Source organism: Dyella sp. (assembly GCF_036746095.1).
In the GTDB taxonomy this organism is placed as follows: domain Bacteria; phylum Pseudomonadota; class Gammaproteobacteria; order Xanthomonadales; family Rhodanobacteraceae; genus Dyella_B.
Genome location: NZ_DAIOEU010000019.1, coordinates 1 through 25133, shown reverse-complemented (window position 1 = coordinate 25133; position 25133 = coordinate 1). Strand labels below are relative to the sequence as shown.

Genomic DNA, 25133 nt, shown 5'->3' with positions numbered 1-25133 from the left:
TGTAAGCGCAAGCCGGATGGATCAGCGGCGAACGAGGCGAACGTACTGTGCACGATCCGGCGACAATCGAACGCTCAAGCCAGGAATTGCCTCACAACTTTCCAGGCGAATGCTGGGCGATCACCGACCACGCCGCCGGCAACCAGCGCCAGGCCCTGGCGCTGGCCGAACAGATGGGCATGCCGGTGCGGCACCTCGTGCTTTCGCCGCGTGCACCATGGTCATGGTTCTCGCCGCGGCTGGCCCTTGGCGGACGCCTGGCCCTGCCCCCCGCGCAACGCGCGACCTTCGCCGCGCCATGGCCGAGACTTGCCGTCGGCTGTGGGCGCAGCGCTGCTTTGCTGACGCGCCTGCTGCGTGCCCTGACCGAAGGTTATTGCCATACCGTACAGATCCTCGACCCACGCACCGAACCCACATACTGGGACACGGTCATCGCGCCCCGGCATGACGGACTGACCGGCGCCAATGTGCTCAACCCGCTGGGCTCGCTGAATCCCGTCGACGATGCATGGCTTGCCGATGGCCGCGACGCCAGCCCCGCGTTGGAATACCTGCCCCGTCCACGCGTCGGCGTGCTGCTTGGCGGACCGCGCGCCGGCATGCGCATGGATGCCGACTATGCGCAGCAGCTCATCGACTCGTTGCTTGCGCGCCGGCAGCGCGAAGGCGGCAGCCTGCTGGTGCTGGCCTCGCGCCGCACGCCTGCTGCGGTGGCCGAGGTGATGCGCACTGCGCTGCACGGCATTCCTGGCTTGCTTTGGATAGGACCTGACGATGGCAACAATCCCTACCCCGGCGTGCTGGGCTGGGCCGATCGCCTGGTAGTGACGCCGGACTCGGTGAACATGCTGAGCGAGGCGTGTGCCGTGGGTTGCCCGGTGCATACGTTGGTCGCGGGAACCCTGCCCGCAAAACTCGCGCGTTTTCATGCCAGTTTGCGCCAAGCCGGCTTGTTGCACGACCTCGATGCCAGTGCCCCCGCGCAGCAGATGCCGCTGCGCGAAACCGCCATGATGGCTACAGCGGTGCGCCATCGCATGCTCGCGTCACCCTTGTAAGCTGGGAGATTGCAATCCCGGCATTGCCGCGCCGTGCGAGAGCCGGGATTGCACGCCAGCCTACGAGGTTGCGCGCTGGCTAGAACTCAAAACCGAGCGCACGCGTTACGACGCTCACGTCGCTGCACATCGCTTCCAGCTCGGCATCCCGGGGCGCGATACGCGAGCGCAAATCCAAGGTACAGAACAACGCGCGCCGCAACAGTTCCGCATGCGCACGGCTCAAGCAGTTCGCCTGCGCGATATCCAGCAGGCCGGCGTCGCGGCAGACTTCAATCAAGCCGGCGTTGCCCGTCGTCGATAGCAGGTACGGCGATGACGATGCATGCGCAAGCACCAACCCTTGCAAGGCAAATTCAATATCGAGCAAGCCACCGTGGCCCTGTTTCAAATCGATCTGCCCGGCGCCGGAACGATCGCGCTCCGCGCGCCAGCGCCGGCGCATGCTGCTGACTTCCGCCAACACCGCCGGGCGATCGCGCGGCACCGCCAGGGTGCGGCGCCGCACGCCCACCAGCTCGCCGTTCAAGGCCGCATCGCCCGCCACCGGACGCGCGCGCAGCAGTGCCTGATGCTCCCACGTCCATGCGCGGCTTTGCTGGTAGGCCACGAACGCCTCCAGGCTACCGACCAGCAGGCCCTTGGAGCCATCCGGCCGCAGGCGCGTATCCACTTCGTACAGGCGTCCCGCACGCGTCAGCACCGTCAGCCAGTTCATCACCCGCTGGGTAAGGCGCTGGTACCAGCGTGAACCGTCCAGCGGACGCGGGCCGTCGCTCATCGCGTGCGCGCGCTGGCCGTCGAACACGAAGACCAGGTCGAGGTCGGAGGCGAAACCCAGTTCTTCGCCGCCCAGGCTGCCGTAGCCGAGGATCGAAAAACCCGAGCCTTCGCCCGGCAAGCGTCCATGCGCGGCGACGACTTCGCGCTCGGCCAGTGCGGCAACGGCATTGACCACCGCTTCCGCCAGCGCCGCAAGCCGACGCGCCGTCGCCACCGCATCGGCGCGTCCATCGTTGAAGGCCAGGCCCAAACGGAAGGCGATGCTCGACTTGAATTCGTTGATGCGTTCCAGCTCGGCTTCCGCTTCGCGTTCGTCGAGCGTGGTGAGCACATGCGCGATTTCCGCGCTGATGTCGGCGCGCTTGAGCGGCAGTTGATCGATGCGCGGATCAAGCACGTCGTCGAGCAGTAAGGGTTGTGCAATCACGCGCTCGGCCAAAAAGGCGCTATCGGCAAACAGCTGCGCCAGACGCTTGCGTGCGGAAGGTTGTTCTTCCAGCAATGCGAGGTAGGAAGGCCGGCGCGCCACCGTTTGCACCAGGCGGCACAGGCGCAGCAAGCACGCCACCGGCGCCGCCGTCTCGCGCGCCGCGGCCAGCAATCGCGGCATCAAATGATCCAGCTGCTCGCGCGCACGCGCCGACATCGCACGCAATTGCGAGGCTTGCAGCAATTTCAGCAACGCCTCCGCCGCTTCGCCACCCGGCACGAAGCCGGAAGCTTCCATCACGCCGGCATCCAGCGATTCGTCGCAAGCGCCTTGCCACAGAATCGCATCCGCTGCCGGCACGCTGGCCTTCGCGCCGCCTTCCGGCATCAGCACGGCTTCGAATTCGGTGGCGACGATGTCGCGGTGTTTCGCCAATTCCTCGGCCAACGGTTCCCAGGCCGGATAATCCAGGACCAGCGCAAGCCGTTCGCGCGTCAGGTCGTCGTCGGGCAAATCGTGTGTCTGCGCATCGCGCATCATCTGCACGCGATTCTCCAGCCGGCGCAAGAACACGTACGCCTGGCGCAGCGCCTTGGCGCGCACGGTGGGAATATGCCCGCGCGCTTCGCAAGCCGTCAGCGCCGGCAACAGGCCACGCACGCGCAAGCTGGGTTCGCGGCCACCGCGAATCAGCTGTACCAGTTGCACGATGAACTCGATTTCGCGAATACCGCCGGGTCCCAGCTTGAGATTGTCAGCCAGGTCCTTGCGCGCCACTTCGGCATCGATCAGCGCCTTCATTTCGCGCAAGCCGGCGAACGCGGTGTAGTCCAGGTATTTGCGATACACGAACGGCCGCAGCATTTCCTGCAATTGCTTGCCCGCGCTGCGATCGCCGGCCACCGCACGCGCCTTGATCCAGGCATAGCGTTCCCAATCGCGCCCTTCGCGCTGGTAGTACTGCTCCATCGCGCTGAATGGCAACGCAAGGCGGCCCGCGTTGCCGAACGGGCGCAAGCGCAGATCCACGCGCGCGCAAATGCCGTCGATGGTCGGCTCGTGCAGCAGGCGCACCAGCTGACGTCCCAGGCGCACGAAATATTCGCTGTTATCCAGCACGCGCGCACCATCGCTTTCGCCGCCCTGCGGATAGGCCAGCACCAGGTCGATGTCGGACGAGAAATTCAGCTCCCCGCCACCGAGCTTGCCGAAGCCGACCACCACCAGCCGCTGCAGGCTGCCGTCTTCGCCACGTGCATGCCCGTAACGCGCGGCAAGCGCGCGCTCGGACCAATCGAGCGCGGCGCCAAGCAAGGCTTCGTACAACACACTGGTGGCGGACAAGGTTTCCGGCAGATCGTCCAGGCCGTTGACGTCGCGGAATACCAGGCGCAGCGCTTCGGCATGGCGGAACCGGCGCAGCGACGACATGCAGGCCGCTTCATCGGGATCGAGCTTCAGTGCTTCGATGCGCGCGGAAGCATCGGCACTGGCACGCAACCGTTCCAGGCCTTGCGGCGCCAGCAGTTGCGGCTGATTGCGCCATGTTTCGAATGCGAAATCGCTCGCCAGCAAGGTGCGGCGGATGCGCTCGGCGACGCCTGCATCGTCATGCAGGGGTACGCCCACCGCGCGGCAACGCGCCACCAGCTGCGCGTAGCGATCATCGATAAGAGCCCGCAGCGCGGGCGATTCAGTAGGTGCAGGGATGACAGCCATACGGCCATTATGGGCCTGAGGCTTGCTCAACAGAACCGTTGCAGCACGGCGATGACGCGCATCGACCTTCGCCATCGCCCGACAGCGCCAAGCCCCGTACAGGCCGCAACCTTTGCGACAGTCGGATCGAAGCGAAGGTTTGTGTATGAAAGACGCCCAGCAACACAAGCATGCTGCCGAGGCACCCACGGCGCTCAAATACGGAGACGAGGGTGGCACGGTGCAGGAACTGCAACAGCATTTGCGCCACATCGGCTACTGCGACATGGATGGTCCGGTAAACGCAGATGGTGATTTCGGCCGTCGCACGTACCATGCCATCACGGCATTCCAGCGCGATTACGGCCTCGTCGTGGATGGTGTCGCCGGACCGAAAACCTGGCGGGCATTACGCCATGCCGTGCGCCATCTCGCACGCAAGCGCTCCATGTAGGCAGGATCATGCGTAACAGTGCTGAGATGTCATCCAAACCTATGTATGGCCGTCATTTTCGCTTTCGCGAGAATGAGGGTCATGGAGTTACGCTTCGACGCGGCGCCACGGCCCTATCGCTACGGGAAAGCTCGCATGCGGTGGATGCACGGTGGATCGCTCCTGCACGCGCCCTTCCCGATCGGTGGCAAAGACGGTCAGCGCCTGCAGATGAATGTCGACCACGCCATCGACTGCCGCGCTGTGCCTGGCCCAATCGCGCTCGTTCCATTCCGCCTCGAGCGGCTCGTCCCGGTTTCCCACCCGCAGGCTGGCACGGACGGTGCCGGCCACGTGGCGAAGGTTGACCAATTGCGCCTTGAAGCCCTCACCCGCCACGGGTGCCAATGCAATGTCTTCCGGCCGCACGTGCACGGCAATCTCGTGCGCATCGTCCGCAGCAAAGTTTTCGATGCGCCATGCATGGCCGAACAGATGCAAATGCTGGCCGCGCACCTCGGCCGGCACCGATTGGCCACGTGCAATAAAGCGTGACGCGAACGGCGTTGCCGGCTGCCGGTAGATTTGCTCCGGCGTGCCGATCTGTTCGATGCGGCCGCGATTCATCAGCACCACGCGATCGGCCATCTCCAATGCCTCGTCCTGATCGTGCGTGACGAACAACGTGGTGATGCCGAGCGAGCGATGAAACTCGCGCAACCAGCTGCGCAAGTTCACCCGCACCTGCGCATCGAGCGCACCGAACGGCTCATCCAGCAGCAGCAAACGAGGTTCGATCGCCAGCGCACGCGCAAGCGCCACGCGCTGGCGCTGGCCGCCCGACAACTGCGACGGATAGCGATCGGCGAAACCCTCCAGCTCCACCTGGCGCAGCAGGTGCTCGACGCTTGCCTTGATCACGGACGCCCTGGGGCGCGCATGCCAAGGACGCACGCGCAAGCCAAATGCCACGTTTTGCGCCACGGTCATGTGCGGGAACAGCGCATAGTGCTGGAACACCAGCCCTACGCCACGGCGCCGCGCATCCAGCGCCAGCAAGTCATGCCCATCACGAACCACGCTGCCGGCGTCAGGCTGGTCCAGTCCGGCCAGGATGCGCAGCAGACTGGTTTTTCCCGAGCCCGACGGGCCGAGCACGGCCACGAATTCACCGTCGCCGATGGTCAGGCTGACGTCGTCCAGCGCCACGAAGGCGCCGTACCGGCGACGCAAGCGGGAAATCTCGATACCCATGCTGCGATGGATCCTCAATGGTGGATGTTCAAGGCATCGCCATGCCGCCACTCGACCACGCGCTTGATGCCGAGCGTGACCACAGTTAGCAATGCCAGCAGTGAAGCCGCTGCAAAGGCAGCGGAAAAATTCTCTTGGTAAAGCTGATCGACCTGGAGCGGCAACGTGTTGGTGATGCCGCGCAGATGGCCCGACACCACGTACACGGCGCCGAATTCACCCATGGCGCGCGCATTGCACAACAACACGCCATACAGCAACGCCCAGCGCACGCGCGGCAAGGTGACGCGAAAAAAGATCTGCCATCCACCAGCACCCAGCGTGAGCGCCGCTTCCTCCTGCTCCGAGCCTTGTGCCTGCATCAGCGGAATCAACTCGCGCGCCACGAACGGCAAGGTGACGAGCACGGTCGCCAACACCAACCCCGGCACGGCAAAAATCACCTGCAGGCCATGCGCCTCCAGCCAGGAACCCAGCCAGCCATCCTTGCCATACACCAGGATCAGCATCATGCCGGCGATCACCGGCGAGATGGAAAACGGCAGGTCGATCAACGCGCCAAGCAGGGCTTTGCCACGAAATTCGAAGTGCGTCATCGACCACGCGGCCGCGAGCCCGAAGACCAGATTCAACGGCACGGCAATGGCGGCGACGGTCAAGGTCAGCCGCACGGCGGCGACCGTGTCGGGTTGCTTGATGGCATCGAGATAGGCTGCATAGCCCTGATGGAGTGCTTCGGCGAAAATCGCCAGCAGCGGCAGCACCAGCAGCCATGCCAGCACGGCAAGCGTCGTGTGCACCAGCACCATGCGTGCGATACGCGCCGACAACGCCGGACGGCCGATCGATACCACCGAAGCGATCACGGCCATCAGCGCACCACCGCCCAGCGCCGTGTCCAGCGCTGCAAGCCCGCCATAGCCACCAGCAAGAGCAGCGAAGCCGCCAGCATGACCGCGCCAAGCGCCGCGGCTCCACGATAGTCGTACTGCGAATCGATCTTCTGCACGATCAGATAAGGCGCGATTTCCGTACGGAACAATCGATTGCCGGAAATGAAGATCACCGAACCGTACTCGCCGATCGCGCGCGCCAACGCAAGCGCGTAACCGGTCAACAATGTCGGCAGCAATAACGGCAGCAGCACGCGGAAGAAGCGCTGGCCCGGCGACGCACCCAGCGTATAAGCGGCCTCTTCCAGATCGCTTTCCATGCTTTCCAGCACCGGCTGCAAGGTGCGTACCACGAATGGCAAACCCACGAACACCATCGCCAGCAGCACGCCCAGGCGCGTATAGGCCACTTCAATGCCGAGCGGCGCGAGGCGGCTGCCGAGCCAGCCATTCGGCGCATACAGCGCCGTCAGCGCAATGCCGGCCACGGCCGTCGGCAACGCAAACGGCAGATCGACCAACGCGTCGCATAGCCGCCGGCATGCGAAGCGGTAACGCACCAGCACCCAGGCCACCAGCAAGCCAAGTACGGCATCAATGGTTGCAGCAAGCAGCGCTGCGCCAAAACTCAATTTCAATGACGCCAGCACGCGGCGCGTACCGATCTGCGCCCACCAGCCCGCGGGCCCCAGTTCGCACGCCGTCCACAGCAATGCCGCCAGCGGGAGCAGCACGCAGCTGCCCAGCACCAGCAAGGTGTAGCCGGTACTGAGGCGAAATCCTGGCAAGACGTGCCGCGCCATGACCGTCACTGCGCTCCTTCGAGAATCGTGTCGAAAACACCACCATCGGCGAAATAGGTGGCCTGCGCCTTGCGCCAATCACCGAACTGCTCGCCGATGGTGAAGGTTTTCACCGCCGGGAATTGCGCCGCGTATTTCGCGGCAACGGCGGCAAGCCGCGGCCGGAAGAAATGCTTGGCCGCAATCTCCTGCCCTTCCGGGCTGTATAGAAATTGCAGATACGCCTGCGCGATTTTCTGCGTGCCGTGCCTGGCGGCGACCGTATCGACGACGGCGACCGGCGGCTCCGCCACGATGGTGGAAGACGGCACCACGATCTGGTAGTTGTCCTTGCCGGCTTCCTGCTGCGTCATCAGCGCTTCGCTTTCCCAAGCGATGAGCACGTCTCCCATGCCGCGCCGAACGAAGGTATTGGTGGCGCCGCGCGCACCGGTATCCAGTACCGGCACATGTTTGTAAAGCGCGGTGACGTACGCACGCGCCTTGTCTGCGCTGCCGCCGGGCTGGCGCTCGGCCCAGCCCCAGGCGGCAAGGAAATTCCAGCGCGCGCCGCCGGATGTCTTCGGATTGGGCGTAATCACCTGTACATCGGAACGGATCAGATCCGGCCAGTCGTGGATCTTCTTTGGATTGCCCTTGCGCACCAGGAACACGATGGTGGAGGTGTACGGCGAACTGTTGTTGGGCAACCGCGTTTGCCAGTCTTTCGCGAGCAGGCCTTTATCGGCCAGTACGTCGATGTCGTAGGCCAGGGCGAGGGTCGCTATATCCGCCTGCAAGCCATCGAGCACGGCGCGCGCCTGCTTGCCGGAACCGCCGTTGGAGGTGGTGACGGTGACGGCCTGCCCCGCCTGCTTGGCCCATTGCGCCTTGAACGCCGCGTCCACATCCTTGAAGTACTCGCGGGTCGGATCGAAGGAGACATTGAGGAGCTTCGCATCCTGCGCATGTGCAAACGCCGCACTTAGCGAAAGCAGCGCGGCCAGGATGATCCATCGGCGTTTCATGCGTGTCGTCTCCTTAGGGCAAGTTCGCCCACTTTGAACTATAGATTTGGAAGGCTGGACGTCCGAAAGCACGGTTGGTCCTATCCATATGGCTTAAAACCCTCTCCCATGAGAGAGGCGTCACATCAGATAAAGACTTCCGCCCGCAACTCAAAAATGTGCGGATCGATCACCAGCCCCTTGCGGTTGCTGAACGCGCGGATCACATTGGCCTGCAGGCGAAGATGCGAACCGACGTACCAGTTGGCGCCGGCCGTCCAATCGTGCTCCTTGCCGCCCAGCACCCGCCCATCGTTGAGGTTGAGCTCGCTGTAGCGCACGGCGAATTCCAGCGCTCCCCATGGATGCGAAGGCATCACGTTGCTGACGTTGCCATCGTGATATTGGCGTGATTCACCCGTGAGCACCCAACTGCCAAAAACGTAGTAGCCGTCGAGGTCGTAATTCGATTTGGGCAGGTTGAAGACGGTCTGCGCGCGCAGATACTCACCCTGCACCGACCAGGGACCGTTGATCCAGAGTTCTTCCAACCCAAAACGATTGATGTGATCGACGTTGGTCTGCGTGCCGGAGCTGACCAGGGTGACGGGGGTGAGGCCCGCTTCCGGGGGCGCCTTGAAGCTGGTCGTGGCCGGTTGCTGCACGCCCAGCGCGTTGACCAGGCCGTAGGGCCGCTCCTGCGAGGCGGCGACGCCCAGGTGCAGCACATTGGTGGCTTCGTGGATCGGCACCCACACCGCATGCGCCGCCAATGTATGGCCGTGATTCTTGCCTGCCAGGTTTTCGCCGTAATAACCCAAACTGGCCAGCCAGTGCGTGCGCTGGATGGCCCAATCGACACCGACGCGGCGATTCTCGTAAATCGCCTGCGAAGGCAGTGCCAACTCGATGAAGGTGGTCTGCGTCGAGGTGGTCACGCCTTCGAAGCTCACCGGCGTCTTGCTCTGGCCGAAACGCAGTGCGCCGTAGTCCTGGCCGAACACCGCCTTCGACTGCAAGCGGGCGAATGCGTCCTGCCATTGCTTGGACTGGAAGTCGTAATACACGCTGGCATCGTAGACACCCGGTTTCTTCACGTAGAAACCCAGGTATTTGCGGCGATTCGTGGCCGCATCCGTGAATTTATTGTCGTCATGCGAAAAATTGTTGACGTCGTACTGATAGCGCAACACCAGCCCGATATCGGTGCCGTCACCCGTCGTGTAGTGCGTAGGCCAGTGATAGAGCCAATCGTCGTCGCCCGCCTTGGCTGTGGAAGGCGCCAGCGTCGCAAGGGAAAAAACCGATGCGGCCAGCGTTAGCACGGCAAAGGCAGGCTTGGATCGTCGCGGCATGGTCGATGGCTCCGGCGCCATAGCGGCGCTTGTGATGGATGGGTGAAGCGGTCCCTGGATAAAACGCCGGCTGGGTAGGGGGGCGGCGTCCTTGAGTTCCATGCTGCCCGCGGCGTTTCCCGCGATGGAAAGGAGGGAATGGCATGCGGATATGCCGGCCCATCATTTCTTCGCCAAAAAACGGAGTCCTAACATCCTTAAGACCAGATGGACGTCTATACGTCCAAGGAACGCATGTGATGACCGCCGCCACACTATCGCCATTGCCCGAAGAGAAGCAGCCCCTGGTTGCGCGCCTGATCGACGGGCTGGAACCATCGGCACTGCTGTGGCTGTCCGGTTATCTCGCTGGCGTCGCCGGCCAGCGCCTGCCGGCCGGCAAGCACACGGCCGCGGAACCTGCCGCAGCGCCGGAAGCGCAGGGCCGCCTCACCGTGCTGTACGGCAGCCAGACCGGCAATGCCAAGCGATTGGCCGAAGACCTGGCTCGCCGCGCCTCCGCGGCCGGCCTGGCGGTGCGGGTGGTGCGTGCGGATGCGTATGCCACGCGTGAATTGAAGCAGGAACGGCTGCTTTACGTGGTAATCAGCACGCAAGGCGATGCCGAGCCGCCGGATGATTCACGCGCGCTGGTCGAATTCCTGGCGAGCGCTCGCGCTCCCAAGCTGGAAGCACTGCGCTACGCCGTGCTCGGCCTGGGCGATTCCAGCTATCCCAGTTTCTGCGCCATCGGCCGCCAGCTTGACGAACGCCTGGCTGCGCTAGGTGCGCAGCGCCTGTTCACCGCCGGCGAGGCGGATGTCGATCTGGAGACCGTCGCGCAGCCATGGCTGGAACAGGCGCTGCAGCAGGCGCGCGAACAGCTGAAGACCTCTGCCCCGCTGGCCAAGGTCACCACCTTGCGCACGGCGCGCACCGGACCGGTGTGGCATCGCGAACAGCCGTTCCAGGCGCCGCTGTTGCTCAACCAGCGCATCACCGGCCGCGACAGCGATCGCGATGTGCGCCATCTGGAATTTTCTCTGGACGGCTCCGGGCTGCACTACGCGCCGGGTGACGCACTGGGTATCTGGCCGACGCAATCGCCGGCGCTGGTCGAGGCGATCTTGACCACCCTGAAGCTGGACGGCGATACAGCGGTTCGCATTGGCAACGAAGAACATGCTTTGCGCACCTGGCTGGCCGCCCATCGCGAGCTGACTCAGCTGACCCGCCCGTTCTTCGCCGCGCATGCCGAGCGCAGCGGCAATGCCCAGCTGCGTGAACTGCTGGCGCCGACCGCGCGCGACACCCTGGCCGATCTGTTCTCGCGCTGGCAGGTGCTGGATCTGTTACGTCGCCATCCCGCCGGATGGACAGCAGAAACACTCGTCACCGCGCTGCGTCCGCTGGCGCCGCGCCTGTATTCCATCGCTTCCGCTCAATCCGTGGTTAGCGACGAAGTGCACCTCACCGTCAGCCATGTCGATTACGCCCTGGACGGCGAAGCACGCTGGGGTGCGGCAAGCCGCTATCTTGCCTGGCAGGCGGAAGGCGAAAACGTGCCGGTCTTCGTCGAAGCCAACGAGCGCTTCCACTTGCCGGCCGACGATCGCGACATTCTCATGATCGGTGCGGGCACCGGCATCGCGCCCTATCGTGCCTTCGTGCAGGAACGTGCCGAACGCGGCGCCAGCGGACGCAACTGGCTGGTGTTCGGCAACCCGCATTTCCATTCGGACTTCCTGTACCAGGTCGAATGGCAGCAGGCGTTGAAGAACGGGCAGCTGCATCGCATCGATCTTGCGTTCTCGCGCGATCAGGCCGAGAAGCTGTATGTACAACATCGCTTGCTCGAACAAGGGCGCCGCGTCTACGAATGGCTGGAAAGCGGTGCGCATCTGTACGTCTGCGGCGACGCCAATCGGATGGCCAAGGACGTGCACAAGGCATTGGTCGCGGTCGTCGCCGAACACGGCGCACGCTCGAGCGAAGACGCCGAAGCCTGGTTGAGCCAGTTGATCCAGCAGGGCCGTTACGCCCGCGATGTGTATTGAGGTACGCAATGAGCGATGCAGCCCTTTCCGAACTTGAACGCATCAAGGCGAACAGCCGCTTCCTGCGCGGCACCTTGGTGGAGAGCCTGGCCGACCCGGTCACCGGCGCGATCAGCGAAGACGACAACAAACTGCTGAAGTTCCACGGCAGCTACCAGCAAGACGATCGCGACCTGCGTGAGGAACGCCGCAAGCAAAAGCTTGAACCTGCCTACCAGTTCATGGTGCGCGCACGCTTGGCCGGCGGCGTGCTGAGTCCGGCGCAATGGCTGTCGTTCGACCACATCGCGCGCACCTGGGCCAACCACACGCTGCGCATCACCACGCGCCAGACGTTCCAGTTGCACGGCATTCTCAAGCGTGACCTGAAGCGGTCGATTGCCGCGATGAACCACGTGCTGGTCAGCACCATTGCCGCCTGCGGCGACGTGAATCGCAACGTGGTCGCCAGCGCCAATCCGGTGGAGACCCCGGCGCATCGCATCGCCTATCGCTGGGCAGAGCGCCTGTCGGACCATCTCAAGCCGAAGACGCGCGCATATCACGAGATCTGGCTGGACGAAAAGCTGGTTGCCGGCGGCGAGGAAGAGAGCGAGCCGCTGTACGGTCCCACCTATCTGCCGCGCAAGTTCAAGATTGGCATTGCCGTACCGCCCACCAACGATGCGGACGTGTTTGCGCAGGACCTTGGCCTTATCGCCATCATCGAGCATGGCGAACTGCTGGGCTTCAACGTCGCCGTCGGCGGCGGCATGGGCGCAAGCCATGGCGATGCCAGCACCTACCCGCGCCTGGGCAGCGTGATCGGCTTTGTCGAGCCGGAACAATTGCTGCGTACCGCCGAAGCCGTGATCGAAGTGCAACGCGATCATGGCGATCGCGTGGAGCGCAAGCATGCACGCCTGAAGTACACCATCGACCGGATGGGCGTGTCCGCATTCAAGGCGAAGCTGGAACAACGCCTGGGTTTCGCGTTGCAGCCGTCGCGCCCCTATCACTTCGATCACAACGGCGACCGGTACGGCTGGACCGAAGGCGACGACGGCCGCTGGCATCTCACCTTGCAGATCGAATCGGGGCGACTTGCCGATGCGCCGGAAGCACCGCATTTGAGCGGCCTGCGCGCCATCGCCGAGGTGCATCAAGGCGATTTCCGGCTGACCTGCAACCAGAACCTGATCATTGCCAATGTACCGGCGGCGCAGCGCGAACGCATCGATGCGCTGGTGGCCGAGTACAAGCTGGACAGCTACCGCCGGCTGAGCGGCATTCGCCGCCACACGGTCGCCTGCGTCGCCCTGCCGACCTGCGGCTTGGCGATGGCCGAAAGCGAACGCTATCTGCCGCAATTGCTGCCGAAGCTGGAAGCGTTGCTCGAACAACATGGGTTGCGCGACGAGCCGATCCTGTTGCGCCTTTCCGGCTGCCCGAACGGCTGCTCACGCCCGTACCTGGGTGAAATCGCCTTGATCGGCCGCGCCATCGGCCGTTACGACTTGCGCCTGGGCGCGGACTTTGCCGGCCGCCGACTCAATCGCGTCGTGCGTGAAAACATCGACGAAGGCGAGATCCTCGCCGAACTGGACAAGTTGTTCGCCCGCTACGCCGCCGAGCGGAACGAACACGAACGTTTCGGCGACTTCCTCGTGCGCAGCGGCGCGCTCCCCACCGCACGCCACGCCATCGATGCGGAGGTTTTCGCATGACCCTGCCCTCGACCGAACAAGCAGCGCTGGACGCGCGTGCGCGCGACAAGCTGGCCGCCAGGCTGCTTGCGCTCAACGCCGAAGAGCGCGTGGATTGGGCGCTGGAACACCTGCCCGGCCGGCACGTGCTTTCATCCAGCTTCGGCGCCCAGTCGGCGGTGTCACTGCACCTGCTGTCGCAGCGCGTGCCGGACATTCCGGTGATCGTGATCGATACCGGTTATCTGTTCCCCGAAACCTACCGTTTCATCGACGAGCTGACCGAACGCCTTTCGCTCAATCTCCACGTGATCCGCCCTAGCCTTTCGCCCGCCTGGCTGCAGGCGCGCCATGGCGAACTGTGGAATCAGGGGCGTGAAGGGCTTGATCACTACAACCGGCTGGCCAAGGTGGAGCCTATGCAGCAGGCGCTGACCGACCTGGGCGCCGGCACGTGGTTCGCCGGCCTGCGCCGGCAGCAGTCGCTGAGCCGTGCCGCGGCGTCGGTGCTGGACCATCGGCATGGGCGCTGGAAAGTGCACCCCATCGTCGACTGGACCGACCGCGACGTCGGCCTGTATCTGCGCCGCCATGACCTGCCCTATCACCCCTTGTGGGACAAAGGTTATGTCTCCATTGGCGATACGCACACCACACGCCGCTGGGAACCCGGCATGCGTGAAGAGGACACCCGTTTTTTCGGCATCAAGCGCGAATGCGGATTGCACCTGGACGTATGAAAGCGAAGCCCGAGTGGAGATGAGTGAGAAGTGGGAGCAAGCCTGCAGCAAACATCAGCACCCCAGGCTGTTGGAATTCTTCTTTGCCAAGTAATTCGTTGCCCAAGCTCTTAGGTTCGCCACTCTCACTTCTCACTCTTCTCCATTCAGCTCTAAAAAAGACCGCCCCGATAATCTGAGGAAACACCATGAAAGCCCTTGCCGCCGAACTTGCCTCGGCTGAACTCGAAGCGTTGATCGCGCCGCATGGCGGCGTGTTGCGCGAGCTGTATCTTCCGGCCGCCGAAGCCGAGGCACTGAAGCGACGCAGTGCATCGCTGCCACAATGGACGCTCAACCAGCGCCAGCTGTGCGATCTGGAATTGCTGCTCAATGGCGGCTTTTCACCGTTGCAAGGGTTTCTCGGCCGCGCGGACTACGACGGCGTGGTGAACGAGATGCGCTTGGCCGACGGCACGCTGTGGCCGATCCCGATCGTGCTGGACGTGGATGAAGCATTTGCGGCAAAGCTGGGCGAAAACGCGCAGATCAGCCTCAACGACACGCAAGGCACGCCGCTGGCCGTGCTGACGGTGGAGGATGTGTATTTCCCCGACCGCATCGAGGAAGCCCGCCGCGTGTTCGGCACCACCGATCGCACGCACCCTGGCGTGGCCGAATTGCTGGATCGCACCGGCTCGGTCTACCTGGGTGGACGCGTGCAAGGTATCCAGCCGCCGCCGCATTACGACTTCACGTCGCTGCGCCTCAGCCCGCGCGAATTGCGCGACTGGTTCCATCAGCACGGCTGGCATCGCATCGTCGCGTTCCAGACGCGCAACCCGATGCATCGCGCACATCGCGAGTTGACCTTGCGTGCAGCCGAAAAGGTGGGCGCGAAGCTGTTGATCCAACCATCGGTGGGCCGCACCAAACCCGGCGACGTCGATCACTACACGCGCGTGCGCTGCTATCGCGCCTTGCTGGAGCACTATCCGCCGGGCCTGGCCACGCTGGCACTGCTGCCGCTGGCGATGCGCATGGGCGGTCCGCGCGAGGCGCTGTGGCATGCGATCATCCGCAAGAACTACGGCGCCAGCCACTTCATCGTCGGCCGCGACCACGCCGGCCCCGGCAAGGACGCGGAAGGCAAGCCGTTCTACGATCCTTACGCCGCGCAACAACTGCTGGCCAAGCATCAGGACGAACTCGGCATCGAGGTCGTGCCATTTCCGGCGATGGTGTATGCCGCCAATCGCGATACCTATGTGCCGCAGACTGAGGTACGCCCGGACGATGAGGTGCGCGATATTTCCGGCACCGAGTTGCGCCGCCGTTTGCACAACGGCGAGCCGATCCCGGAATGGTTCACCTTCCCGGACGTGGTGAAGATCCTGCGCGAGCGTCATCCCGCCAATGCACGCCAGGGACTGGCGCTGTTCTTTACCGGCCTTTCCGGCTCAGGCAAATCCACCTTGGCGCAAGCGGTGGTGTCGCGGCTGCTGGAAACCAGCAGCCGTCCGGTGACGGTGCTGGATGGCGATGAAGTACGCCGGCATCTGTCGAAGGGCTTGGGATTCTCGCGCGAGGATCGCGACGCCAACATCACGCGCATCGGTTTCGTGGCCAGCGAAGTGGTGCGTCACGGCGGCATCGTAATCTGCGCACCCATCGCGCCCTATGCCAACGCACGCGCCGAAGCGCGGCAACTGGTGGAAGCGCATGGGCGTTTCGTTGAAATCCATGTTTCCACGCCTCTGGAAATCTGCGAAGCGCGCGATCGCAAGGGCCTGTATGCTGCCGCGCGCGCCGGAAAGATCAAGGGCTTTACCGGTATCGACGATCCCTACGAAACGCCGGTAACGCCGGAGCTGCGCATCGATACCAGCCAGGTGTCGGTGAGCGAAGCGGCTGACAAGGTGCTGGAGTGGTTGCAGACGCAAGCGCTGGCATGAGCCATTGAAAACGCCGCTGTGCATGTCGGTTGGGGTGAAGCGCAGTCCAGCCAAACCCCAACATGACATGCAGGTATCTGGAATGGCTGGGGTTCGCGCGCCGCTCACCCCAACCTAGGTTGCTTACTTGCCTGGCGGCTGAGCCGCAGGAGCGGATGGGGCGGCGTTGCCGTTGCTGGCTGCTGGCGCTTTCGGATTCGCGTCGCGCACGATGTAGCCGATCGGTTGCCAACCGGAGGAACCCTTCGCCAGCGACACGGTTTCCACCGCCATCGCCTTGGCGAACTTGGTGGCATAGATCACGTTGAGGTACTGGCCGGCCGGCAGGTCCTTCGGGTTGTCGATCTTGTTGACACCGATCCAGTTGCGCTCCGATTCATTGCCTACGGCACCGCGCAAGCTGGTGATGTACTTGCTCCAGTTGTCCTGTGTGACGCTCTTCTGCATGGTCGGGCTGCTGGCCTTCCACATGGCGTCGGCCTTGCCGGCATCAGCCTGCGCCATCCATTTGCCGGCCGTCGACACTGCCTTGTCCAGATCGAGGTTTTGCGCCATTGCCGTACCCGCGCCCAACAGCATTGCCGAAGCCAAGGCGCTGGACGCCAGGCGCTTGGTTGCGGACGAAACTTTACGTGCCATGAAATTCTCCTGATGAAAACCGTGAATGATCCGCTGGGACACAAGCACCTGCGGCCATGCGTGCAGCGAAGCACGCGCCATGGTGTCACGGTGATCAAGGCCTGCGCCGTCGGCCTGGATTTAAAAACCTGTGCGCCTCTGCTTTCGGACAACGCAGACCCCACCTTTCCGGCACGTACACGGAAAGCGATGCATTTTCTTGCAGGAAAGCTTTTTCGTATCAGGCCGCGCGCGTTACCGGCCGCCGGACGTGGCGGTGCTGCAATGCATTCCACAGCGGCGGAGCGGGCCAATTGGGCTCGGCGTGGCCAGCCACCACGCGGCGCAATTCCGCTTCGTCGATCTGCGGCGCCACCAGCCGGGCAAATTGCGCCACATAGCTGCGCAATACGTGGTCCCGGCGCAGCACCATCCAGCTGGTGCAGATCGGCAGCAGTTTGTCGATGTCGAGCGCGACCAGCTCGCGGTCGGCCGGGGTGACCGCCATTTCGGCGAGGATGCCCACGCCCAGGCCGGCGAGTACGTAGGTCTTGATCAAATCCGCGTCGGCCGAGGTGCAGGCGATGCGCGGAGTCAGTGCTGCGGCGGCAAAGGCCCGCCGCAGCGACGATTCGGGTTGCAGGGAGGATTCGTAGCTGACCAGCGGGTATTCGGCCAGGTCTTCGATGCGCAGCGGCCGGCCCAGCTTGGCCAGCGGGTGTCCCTGCGGCACCACTGCGCGGCGATACCAGCGGAACAACGGCACGGCGATACCGCCCTCCGGCGCCTGGCCGCTGGTGCTGACGATGACCAGGTCCACCTCGCCGCTTTCGAACAGGCCGATGACACGGCCTTCGCCTTGCGGGCGGATGTGCACGCCAAGATCCGGGTACTGCTGCTTGAGGCGCGCGATGGCCTCGGGCAGCACGAAGCGCGCCTGGGTGTGCGTGGTGGCTACCGACAGCTCGCCCTGTGCTTCTTCGCGCAGGTTGGCGGCCAGCGCCCGGATGTTGCGTGCCTCGTGCAGGATGCTGCGCGCCCGCTCCAGCACCTGTCCGCCAGCGGGAGTGACCGCGTCCAGGCTCTTGCCGCGGCGAGTAAATACCTGGAAACCCAGTTCGCCTTCCAGTTGCTTGAGCTGCTTGCTGATGCCGGACTGGGTGGCGTGGACGTTATCGGCGGCGAGGGTGATGTTGAGACCGGCGTCGGCGATGGCGACGATGTAGCGAAGTTGCGTGAGGGTCATGAGATCGGCTCCAGGGTGAATCGTGCGCAGGGGTTAGCTCGACGTTTGTCGAAGTACATCGTGCCGAAGCACATGCAGCTCATGGACCACCCTGAACAGCGTTTCATCACAATCCCCACACCCTTGCCGGTTTGTGTACCAGTCGTCCATCGACCTTAACACAGCGTTATTTGGACGTCTATACATCTATAAGTCTTTTCTGCGTGATGGGCTGAAAACCTATGCCGTCCAGCCATATCTTCCGGCCGAGCAGCCATTTCCTAACGCTCGATGACGGCGTTAGCGTGGCATTTCAATCCTGCATGCCGGATGCGCTCCATGCCGCTTTACCCGCTATATGCCGATCTTCGGGACCGCCACGTGCTGGTGGTGGGCGGCGGGGACGTGGCGGCTCGAAAAACGGCCATGCTGTTGAAAGCCGGTGCTCGCGTCACCGTGGGCGCAGCGGTGCTGGTGCCGGAGTTGCGGGAATGGTTGCAGTTGGAACGAATTACCTGGTGCGCGGGGACTTACCAGCCCGAATGGCTCGATGGCGCATGGCTGGTCATTGCGGCCACGCGTTCACGTCCCCTCAACGCACGTATCGCTGCCGATGGCCATGCCGTGCAGCGATGGGTGAATGTGGTCGACGACGCATCGCTTTCCAGCTTTCAAATACCAGGCGCGCTTGACCGCTCCCCGCTGTTGGCGGCGATCTCCCGCGGCGGTGCGGCGTCCATGCTGGCGCGTCGCCTGCGCGAACGTATCGAGCGCTTGCTCGATCCTGCCGTGGGTTCGCTGTTGCGCCTTGCACAGCGTTATCGCGCGCGCATTCGTGCGCGTTACGGCGATCTTGCTGCGCGCCGGCGCTTATACGAATGGCTGCATGAGGGTACCGTGCATGCATCGCTGCGTGCTGCGCATCCCGTGCAAGCGGAACGACAGCTTGTCGCCGCCCTGGCGCATCGAAAGGAAGCGCAAATTCCCGGCACCGTGGTACTCGTGGGCGCAGGGCCGGGTGACCCGGGCTTGCTCACGTTGCGCGCGTTGCGTGCGCTCAACGAGGCGGATGTGATTCTGCACGACGCACTGATCAGCGCGCCGATCCTCGACCTCGCTCGCCGCGATGCCGAACGTATCGCAGTAGGCAAACGCGGCGGCGCGCTGCATACGCCACAAGCGACGATTCATGCACTATTGCTCGAACATGCGCGTGCAGGAAAGCGCGTGGTGCGCTTGAAAGGCGGCGATCCTTTCGTGTTCGGCCGCGGCGGCGAAGAACTGGCTTTCTTGCGCGAGCACGGCATCGCGTATGAAGTGGTGCCGGGCATTACCGCCGCACTCGCCTGCGCCGCCTACAGCGGCATACCGCTGACGCATCGCGATCATGCGCAATCGGTGCGATTGGTCACCGCGCACTGCCAGCAGTCCTTCAACACGCTGGATTGGTCGGATCTGGCGCGCGAGCGTCAAACGCTGGCGATCTACATGGGCGTCAGCCAGCTCGATGAGCTCACCCTGCAATTGCTCGCACATGGCCGTGCCGCCAACACACCGTTTGCCTTGATCGAGAACGGATCGCTGCCGCAGCAGCGCACCTTGACCGGTACGTTGGGCGTACTGCCGACCCTCGTGGCACGCCATGCGATCAGTGCCCCGGCCTTGCTCGTCCTGGGCGAGGTAGCCGCACAAGCCGAGGCCGCGCATTGGTACGGCGAGCTGCTTGGCGAACCCGTGCACTGTGTTGCGGTACCTCGCTCGCTGGCCGATGCGGCATGACTTTGCTATGCCCAAGCCTTGCCCGAACCGGACAGAGCCCATCCATGCCCATCATGGCGCCGTAAGGGTTTTTTGAGATTTCTTTCGTCTTCCTGAAGCTTGCCCGCCAGCGGCATGAACCTCTACGGACCCCAGCCAGGTGGCTGACAACCGATTCATGTCAGTCACGTTACAGTCCGCATCTCCCCAGATGACAGATCCGGACTTCGATGCCCCTGGTTTCTCCCACGCTGCTATCCAAACGGTCCGTCGCTGTACGCACCCTCCTGGTGCTGGCGATGATGGCGGCGTTCGTCCTGCTGACCGGCCTGCTGGATGGCAACCAGGGGGTAACGGCCTCCCAACTGGTGGCGCATCCGGCGCTCCCGCTGGCCAATGCCATGCCCGGGCTGATGCTGGCCCTGCTGTTGCTGATCCTGACCCGGCGCACCCTGCTCTCCTTCGGCCTTGCCTACCTGGCGCTGGTGGTGGTGTATGGGGTCAATGCCTTGAAGGTGGCCAACCTCGGCACGCCACTGTTGCCGGCCGATTTCCGCATGGTGGACCAGTTGCACAAGGGCGGCCTGCACGTGCTGGGCAGCTACCTGCCGCATAGCCCTTGGCCCTACCTGGCCCTGCTTGGCGGTATCGCGGCCATTGTCACCATGTGGCGCTATGAGCCGCCACTGTTTGCACCGCGCACGGGCGGCCGGCGCGTGGTGGCCGGTACCTTGCTCGGCGCCACGCTGGCGACCCTGCTACTAGGCATGCCGGGCTGGCGCAGCCTGTATAACGGTCACAAATTGTGGATGGAGCCGTGGTCTGCCGCGGCCACCACCACTCATTCCGGCCTGGTCAGCTCGCTGGTGATGTTCCACCTGCAGGATCGGCGCACAAAAGAAAAGGCCGATCCCAACGCTGTAAGCAGCTTGCTGCAGACCACCGGCGACGCATTGCGCGCACGCATGCACACGCCTGTGGGCCGTGACACCACATTGCCCGACATCGTGGTGATCCAGAGCGAGTCGTTCTTCGATCCAAGCATCGTGCATGGCTACGAAAACGCCAAACTCACGCCCAATCTCGACCGCCTGGCTACAGAAGGCATGAGCGGCCCGTTGCACGTACCTACCTACGGCGGCGGCACCATCCGCACCGAATTCGAAGTGCTCACCGGGCTGTCGCTGCGCTATTTCAGCAACATGCAGTTCCCATACCTGCAACTGCACGACAAGGTCGTGCCGAGCATGGTGCGCACCTTGCGCGCGCATGGCTACGAAACGATCGCCATTCACGGCAACGACCCGACCTTCTGGAATCGCAACACGGCGTTCAAGGCGCTGGGTTTTGATCGCTTCGTCTCGCAATCGAGCTTCCCGGCCAACGCGCCGATGGACGGCAAATACATGGCCGACAGCGCGATGACGAACGAGATCATGGCGCAACTGAAGGACTCCGGCCCGCCGCAGTTCCTGTTCGCGATCAGCCTGGAAGCGCATGGACCGTACGACGTGCCGCCGAAAGAACCCGCCGCGCGCGACGCCATGCCGGTACCGGCCGCGGTCAGCGCCAAGGACAAGGTTGAAGTACAAACCTACCTGTACCACATGCAGCATGCAGATGCCGAATTGGGCCGCCTGGCTGACATGCTCGCCAAGCGCAGCCGTCCCACTTTGCTGTTGTTCTATGGCGATCACCTGCCGGGTCTCAGCGAGGCATTCCGCGCTACCGGCTTCGTCGACGGCCAGGGCATGCTGTCGCAGACCGGTACCTGGCTGCTGGTCGATCCGCGCAATCCGGGGCAGCCGCAGCGTATCGACATGGCATCGTGGATGTTGCCCGGCATGCTGCTGGAACGCGCCGGGATTCACGACGATGCCTATTTCGCACTGACGCAAGTGCTTGCACCCTCGCTCGCCAGGCTCACCTACGCCCCGGGCGCCACGCCGCCCACGCTGGATGCGCAACAACAACTGTTCGACAAAGACATGGCCAGCGTTGCCGTGCTGCGTATGAAAGGCAAGCTGGACAAGCTGCTGCCGGCCAGCCTGCTCCCCGCCAACACGGCCGTGGCCAAACAGGACAACGAGCAGGGCCTGCCGGGTTCCGTGGCCATCGGCATGCACCACTGAGGGCGATGCTCGAGGCGCGCTGCGTTTAGAGCATCCGCCTTATTGCGCCACGCCTTGCTGCAATGAGCGGCGTGCCATTGGGCACGCCCTTAGACGGGACGAGCGATATTCCCGCACCCTTCCATCAAATGCTGATCGCCGCTCGCCGCTGCTGCCGCCGGTGATGAATGATCAGTGCGGCCGCCAGCAGCAGCACGGTGACGATGAAAATGCTCGCGCCGAGATTGCCGCCGCGCATGCCGCTGGCAAAACCCGCCGGCAACTGGCCGCCGTCGTCCTCGATATTGAAAGCCGCCATGCCGGTGTAGTGCATGCCGCACACGGCCACCCCCATCACCAGCGCGCTGCCGATCATCTGTATGCGGCCACGCAGGTTAAAGGCCAACCACAGAGCAACCACGGAAGCGACGATGGCAATCAGCAAGGAAGCGGCGACCAGGTTCATGTTGTAAGTGGTGTACGCAGCCATCATCACCGCAGCCATGCCCAGATAGTGCATGCCGGTGACGCCCAGGCCCATGCAGATTCCCGCCGCGGCGAGCTTGGCCCAACTGAAGGCCCCGCTGCTCGCAATGAACAGGCCCAGCGAACATGCCGCGAAACCGATGACGGCAGACAGTGCCGTCAGCACCGGGTCGTAACTCACCGGCATGCCCATGTCGCAAGCAAGCATGGCGATGAAATGCATGGCCCAGATACCTCCCACGCCCATCGCCGCGCCCGCCGCGAGCACCGCCATCAGGCGCTGCCGCATGGTTCGCGCCAGCGGAATGGCAACCGCCAGCTGCAAGGCAGTGAACGATCCGAGCACGGATACCGCGTACGAAAGCAGAACCAGCAACGTGTTGTAGTGCTGATGCCCAGGCATGACTTCCCCCTCCGGTTGCGTGTCTACAGTCAGTGATGCGCGTGACGGGCAGTCCTTGCGCAGGGCTTGCCTGCATCGTCCCGACGTGTGTTGCGTGTTGTATTGCCGTACTAGGTGATCAGCAACGAATGCGTGCATGCCGCTCCCTCGCTCACGACCCTTCTGTCTGCATCCGAAGCGCATACCCTCCACATGCGCCTCAATGCGAAACCTCCAGCACGCAATCACCTTGGCCATGGCTGCTGCTGCGGCAATGCAGGTGGCGCACGAACACACTCTGCGGTGAGGATGACTCGCCCAGCATGCCTTCGAGATAACCGCTGAAAAACCGACAGCCCGACTGTCCGCCGGGCGGACACAGCGGGCAATTCTGGAGATGGAAATGACGTTCGCGTACATCGGTCGCCACCAGCGCGCGCAGCGCGGGCATGGCGATGCGCTTGATCGCATCGGCCAGGCCCAGCTTGCCGCCCATGGCGTAGTCGCGCTTGTAAACCCAGGCACCGGTGCGCCGGCCGGCCAGCAGCAGCGAAGCCTCGCGCGCATCGGCTGCCACCTCATGTTCCAGTGCAAGCAGCCACGGAAAAATCTTGGGATAGTCACGCGCCAGCTGCGGCAGCATGCTTTCGACCTTGCCCACGTCCGGCCCGATGTGCCGGATCGAGGGCGGTGCCGGACTACTTGCCGTCGCTTCGGCAACGCGTGGCGCCGGCGATGGCGCGGCAGCGCCTGGCGCGAGCAAAGTTGCCTCGAAGCTCAGCACGCGATGGTGCGTGGCCAGCATTTCTTCCAGGCCAAGCTGGCGCTCCGGTTCGCCGCGCACCACCATTGCCAGCCACGCGCCCTGTTTGTCCTGATAGACCCTCTGGCGCAACAACGTGAATCCGCTGGCGATCACCACGCGGCCCAATTCGACAAGCAATCCTTCCCGGCGATCCGACAGGATGTGTATTTCCAGCTCGATCATCGAATGCAGCTCCCCCTGTTCCATCGATGCTGGCAAACGAATGGTGAAATTTACGACGAGCGCCCATCCCAGCAAGTGTGATCGAACACCCAAAACCTGATGCGCACGAAGCAATCGCTACCCGTTTTCGGCATGACGGGCCGCCGTACATCATCGATGCATGCGAACGATCGCCGCGCATAAAAAGAAAGCCCCGCTCGCGCGGGGCTTTCTGCTTTCACTCGCCAGGGGCGATGGACGATCAGAAGTCCATGCCACCCATGCCGCCCATGCCGCCGCCGGGTGCGCCATGGTTGTGCTCTTCCTTCTTCGGCAGCTCGGCCACCATCGCTTCGGTGGTGATCGCCAGGCCGGCAACCGACGAGGCGTACTGCAGCGCCGAACGAGTGACCTTGGTCGGATCCAGGATGCCGAACTCGACCATGTCGCCGAACTCGCCATTGGCGGCGTTGTAGCCGTAATTGCCCTTGCCTTCCTTGACCTGGTTGACGATCACGGACGGCTCGGCGCCAGCGTTGGCCACGATCTCGCGCAGCGGCGCTTCCAACGCACGCCGGGTGATGGCGATGCCGAGGTTCTGGTCTTCGTTGTCGCCCTTCAGGTTGTCGATGGCACTGAGCGCGCGGATCAGCGCCACGCCACCACCAGGCACCACGCCTTCTTCAACGGCTGCGCGCGTGGCGTGCAGGGCGTCTTCGACGCGAGCCTTCTTTTCCTTCATTTCGACTTCGGTGGCAGCACCGACCTTGATCACGGCCACGCCGCCGGCCAGCTTGGCCACGCGTTCCTGCAGCTTCTCGCGGTCGTAGTCGGAGGTGGTCTCTTCGATCTGTGCCTTGATCTGCTTGATGCGGGCCTGGATCTTCTCGGCTTCGCCGGCACCGTCGATGATGGTGGTGTTTTCCTTGGTCACCACGATCTTCTTGGCGCGGCCCAGATCCTGCACAGTGGCCTTCTCAAGTTGCAGGCCGACTTCTTCGGAGATGACCTGGCCGTTGGTGAGGATGGCCATGTCTTCCAGCATTGCCTTGCGGCGGTCACCGAAGCCCGGCGCTTTCACGGCGGCAACCTTGACGATGCCGCGGATGGTGTTGACCACCAGGGTGGCCAGCGCTTCGCCTTCCACTTCCTCGGCCACGATCAGCAACGGCTTGCCGGCCTTGGCGACGCCTTCCAGCACCGGCAGCAGCTCGCGCACGTTGGAGATCTTCTTGTCGTACAGCAGGATGAACGGGTCTTCCAGCTCGACCTGCTGGCTCTGCTGGTTGTTGATGAAGTACGGCGAAAGGTAGCCGCGATCGAACTGCATGCCCTCGACCACGTCCAGCTCGTTCTCCAGGCCCGAGCCTTCTTCCACCGTGATCACGCCTTCCTTGCCGACCTTCTTCATCGCGGTGGCGATGATGTCGCCGATGGCGACGTCGGAGTTGGCGGAGATGGTGCCGACCTGGGCGATGGCCTTGTCGTCAGCGGT

19 protein-coding genes are annotated in these 25133 nt (G+C 63.7%); 8 read left to right on the top strand and 11 right to left on the bottom strand.

Annotated features, from left to right (window positions below):
- The first annotated feature begins 86 nt into the window (after window positions 1–86).
- Complete coding sequence (locus V7M64_RS10135) at window positions 87–1061, top strand: mitochondrial fission ELM1 family protein (protein ID WP_333679026.1); 975 nt, start codon at window positions 87–89, stop codon at window positions 1059–1061.
- Between the two features lie 79 nt (window positions 1062–1140).
- Here the strand turns inward: V7M64_RS10135 and glnE are convergent, their stop codons facing one another.
- Window positions 1141–3993, bottom strand: a complete 2853-nt coding sequence (glnE, locus tag V7M64_RS10130; protein WP_333679025.1) for a bifunctional [glutamate--ammonia ligase]-adenylyl-L-tyrosine phosphorylase/[glutamate--ammonia-ligase] adenylyltransferase — start codon at window positions 3991–3993, stop codon at window positions 1141–1143.
- A 145-nt stretch (window positions 3994–4138) separates the two neighbouring features.
- Here glnE and V7M64_RS10125 point away from each other — a divergent pair, with 145 nt between their 5' ends.
- Entirely contained in the window at window positions 4139–4426 is a 288-nt protein-coding gene (locus V7M64_RS10125) for a peptidoglycan-binding domain-containing protein (RefSeq protein ID WP_333679024.1), read from the top strand.
- Between the two features lie 87 nt (window positions 4427–4513).
- On the opposite strand, the gene cysA is transcribed toward V7M64_RS10125, so the two are convergent.
- The 5 genes from cysA to V7M64_RS10100 all read right to left on the bottom strand — a co-directional run bounded on the left by cysA (window position 4514) and on the right by V7M64_RS10100 (window position 9696).
- Window positions 4514–5659 (bottom strand): sulfate ABC transporter ATP-binding protein, encoded by a 1146-nt coding sequence (gene cysA, locus V7M64_RS10120; protein WP_333679023.1) that lies wholly within the window; start codon window positions 5657–5659, stop codon window positions 4514–4516.
- Window positions 5660–5673: 14 nt separating this feature from the next.
- A complete protein-coding gene (gene cysW / locus V7M64_RS10115) occupies window positions 5674–6531 on the bottom strand; it encodes a sulfate ABC transporter permease subunit CysW (protein ID WP_333679022.1) in 858 nt (285 codons plus the stop codon).
- Complete coding sequence (gene cysT / locus V7M64_RS10110; protein WP_333679021.1) at window positions 6531–7355, bottom strand: sulfate ABC transporter permease subunit CysT; 825 nt, start codon at window positions 7353–7355, stop codon at window positions 6531–6533. The genes cysW and cysT overlap by 1 nt, the downstream gene beginning before the upstream one ends.
- Window positions 7356–7360: 5 nt before the next feature.
- Entirely contained in the window at window positions 7361–8362 is a 1002-nt protein-coding gene (locus V7M64_RS10105; protein WP_333679020.1) for a sulfate ABC transporter substrate-binding protein, read from the bottom strand.
- 125 nt (window positions 8363–8487) lie between these two features.
- Window positions 8488–9696 carry a porin gene (locus tag V7M64_RS10100; RefSeq protein ID WP_333679019.1) on the bottom strand — a complete coding sequence of 403 codons (1209 nt, stop codon included), beginning with the start codon at window positions 9694–9696 and terminating at the stop codon, window positions 8488–8490.
- A 239-nt stretch (window positions 9697–9935) separates the two neighbouring features.
- Here V7M64_RS10100 and V7M64_RS10095 point away from each other — a divergent pair, with 239 nt between their 5' ends.
- The 4 genes from V7M64_RS10095 (at window position 9936) to V7M64_RS10080 (ending at window position 16091) form a co-directional block, all read left to right on the top strand.
- Window positions 9936–11732, top strand: a complete 1797-nt coding sequence (locus tag V7M64_RS10095; RefSeq protein ID WP_333679018.1) for an assimilatory sulfite reductase (NADPH) flavoprotein subunit — start codon at window positions 9936–9938, stop codon at window positions 11730–11732.
- A gap of 8 nt (window positions 11733–11740) precedes the next feature.
- Window positions 11741–13438 carry an assimilatory sulfite reductase (NADPH) hemoprotein subunit gene (gene cysI, locus V7M64_RS10090; protein WP_333679017.1) on the top strand — a complete coding sequence of 566 codons (1698 nt, stop codon included), beginning with the start codon at window positions 11741–11743 and terminating at the stop codon, window positions 13436–13438.
- Entirely contained in the window at window positions 13435–14157 is a 723-nt protein-coding gene (locus V7M64_RS10085) for a phosphoadenylyl-sulfate reductase (RefSeq protein WP_333679016.1), read from the top strand. The genes cysI and V7M64_RS10085 overlap by 4 nt, the downstream gene beginning before the upstream one ends.
- A 188-nt stretch (window positions 14158–14345) precedes the next feature.
- Window positions 14346–16091 carry a bifunctional sulfate adenylyltransferase/adenylylsulfate kinase gene (locus V7M64_RS10080; protein ID WP_333679015.1) on the top strand — a complete coding sequence of 582 codons (1746 nt, stop codon included), beginning with the start codon at window positions 14346–14348 and terminating at the stop codon, window positions 16089–16091.
- A 123-nt stretch (window positions 16092–16214) separates the two neighbouring features.
- Here V7M64_RS10080 and V7M64_RS10075 read toward each other — a convergent pair whose 3' ends face one another.
- Together V7M64_RS10075 and V7M64_RS10070 are read right to left on the bottom strand one after the other, a co-directional pair.
- Window positions 16215–16730 carry a DUF4019 domain-containing protein gene (locus tag V7M64_RS10075; RefSeq protein ID WP_333679014.1) on the bottom strand — a complete coding sequence of 172 codons (516 nt, stop codon included), beginning with the start codon at window positions 16728–16730 and terminating at the stop codon, window positions 16215–16217.
- A gap of 220 nt (window positions 16731–16950) precedes the next feature.
- Window positions 16951–17955 carry a LysR substrate-binding domain-containing protein gene (locus V7M64_RS10070; RefSeq protein WP_333679013.1) on the bottom strand — a complete coding sequence of 335 codons (1005 nt, stop codon included), beginning with the start codon at window positions 17953–17955 and terminating at the stop codon, window positions 16951–16953.
- Between the two features lie 309 nt (window positions 17956–18264).
- On the opposite strand from V7M64_RS10070, the gene cysG reads away from it, so the two are divergent.
- Both cysG and V7M64_RS10060 read left to right on the top strand, forming a co-directional pair.
- Window positions 18265–19713, top strand: coding sequence for a siroheme synthase CysG (gene cysG, locus V7M64_RS10065; protein ID WP_333679012.1), 1449 nt, complete (start codon window positions 18265–18267; stop codon window positions 19711–19713).
- 209 nt (window positions 19714–19922) lie between these two features.
- Window positions 19923–21824 (top strand): LTA synthase family protein, encoded by a 1902-nt coding sequence (locus V7M64_RS10060; protein WP_333679011.1) that lies wholly within the window; start codon window positions 19923–19925, stop codon window positions 21822–21824.
- Between the two features lie 124 nt (window positions 21825–21948).
- On the opposite strand, the gene V7M64_RS10055 is transcribed toward V7M64_RS10060, so the two are convergent.
- The 3 genes from V7M64_RS10055 to groL all read right to left on the bottom strand — a co-directional run.
- Window positions 21949–22692 (bottom strand): MHYT domain-containing protein, encoded by a 744-nt coding sequence (locus V7M64_RS10055; protein ID WP_333679010.1) that lies wholly within the window; start codon window positions 22690–22692, stop codon window positions 21949–21951.
- Between the two features lie 199 nt (window positions 22693–22891).
- Complete coding sequence (locus V7M64_RS10050; protein WP_333679009.1) at window positions 22892–23659, bottom strand: hypothetical protein; 768 nt, start codon at window positions 23657–23659, stop codon at window positions 22892–22894.
- A 241-nt stretch (window positions 23660–23900) separates the two neighbouring features.
- The coding region (groL, locus tag V7M64_RS10045) for a chaperonin GroEL (protein ID WP_333679008.1) at window positions 23901–25133 on the bottom strand (1233 nt) is incomplete at its 5' end.

Coding starts and splice junctions, on each gene's coding strand:
- glnE (WP_333679025.1), bottom strand. CDS start 3,993: ATGGCTGTCATCCCTGCACCTACTGAATCGCCCGCGCTGCGGGCTCTT.
- V7M64_RS10125 (WP_333679024.1), top strand. CDS start 4,139: ATGAAAGACGCCCAGCAACACAAGCATGCTGCCGAGGCACCCACGGCG.
- cysA (WP_333679023.1), bottom strand. CDS start 5,659: ATGGGTATCGAGATTTCCCGCTTGCGTCGCCGGTACGGCGCCTTCGTG.
- cysW (WP_333679022.1), bottom strand. CDS start 6,531: ATGGCCGTGATCGCTTCGGTGGTATCGATCGGCCGTCCGGCGTTGTCG.
- cysT (WP_333679021.1), bottom strand. CDS start 7,355: ATGGCGCGGCACGTCTTGCCAGGATTTCGCCTCAGTACCGGCTACACC.
- V7M64_RS10105 (WP_333679020.1), bottom strand. CDS start 8,362: ATGAAACGCCGATGGATCATCCTGGCCGCGCTGCTTTCGCTAAGTGCG.
- V7M64_RS10100 (WP_333679019.1), bottom strand. CDS start 9,696: ATGCCGCGACGATCCAAGCCTGCCTTTGCCGTGCTAACGCTGGCCGCA.
- V7M64_RS10095 (WP_333679018.1), top strand. CDS start 9,936: ATGACCGCCGCCACACTATCGCCATTGCCCGAAGAGAAGCAGCCCCTG.
- cysI (WP_333679017.1), top strand. CDS start 11,741: ATGAGCGATGCAGCCCTTTCCGAACTTGAACGCATCAAGGCGAACAGC.
- V7M64_RS10085 (WP_333679016.1), top strand. CDS start 13,435: ATGACCCTGCCCTCGACCGAACAAGCAGCGCTGGACGCGCGTGCGCGC.
- V7M64_RS10080 (WP_333679015.1), top strand. CDS start 14,346: ATGAAAGCCCTTGCCGCCGAACTTGCCTCGGCTGAACTCGAAGCGTTG.
- V7M64_RS10075 (WP_333679014.1), bottom strand. CDS start 16,730: ATGGCACGTAAAGTTTCGTCCGCAACCAAGCGCCTGGCGTCCAGCGCC.
- V7M64_RS10070 (WP_333679013.1), bottom strand. CDS start 17,955: ATGACCCTCACGCAACTTCGCTACATCGTCGCCATCGCCGACGCCGGT.
- cysG (WP_333679012.1), top strand. CDS start 18,265: ATGCGCTCCATGCCGCTTTACCCGCTATATGCCGATCTTCGGGACCGC.
- V7M64_RS10060 (WP_333679011.1), top strand. CDS start 19,923: ATGCCCCTGGTTTCTCCCACGCTGCTATCCAAACGGTCCGTCGCTGTA.
- V7M64_RS10055 (WP_333679010.1), bottom strand. CDS start 22,692: ATGCCTGGGCATCAGCACTACAACACGTTGCTGGTTCTGCTTTCGTAC.
- V7M64_RS10050 (WP_333679009.1), bottom strand. CDS start 23,659: ATGATCGAGCTGGAAATACACATCCTGTCGGATCGCCGGGAAGGATTG.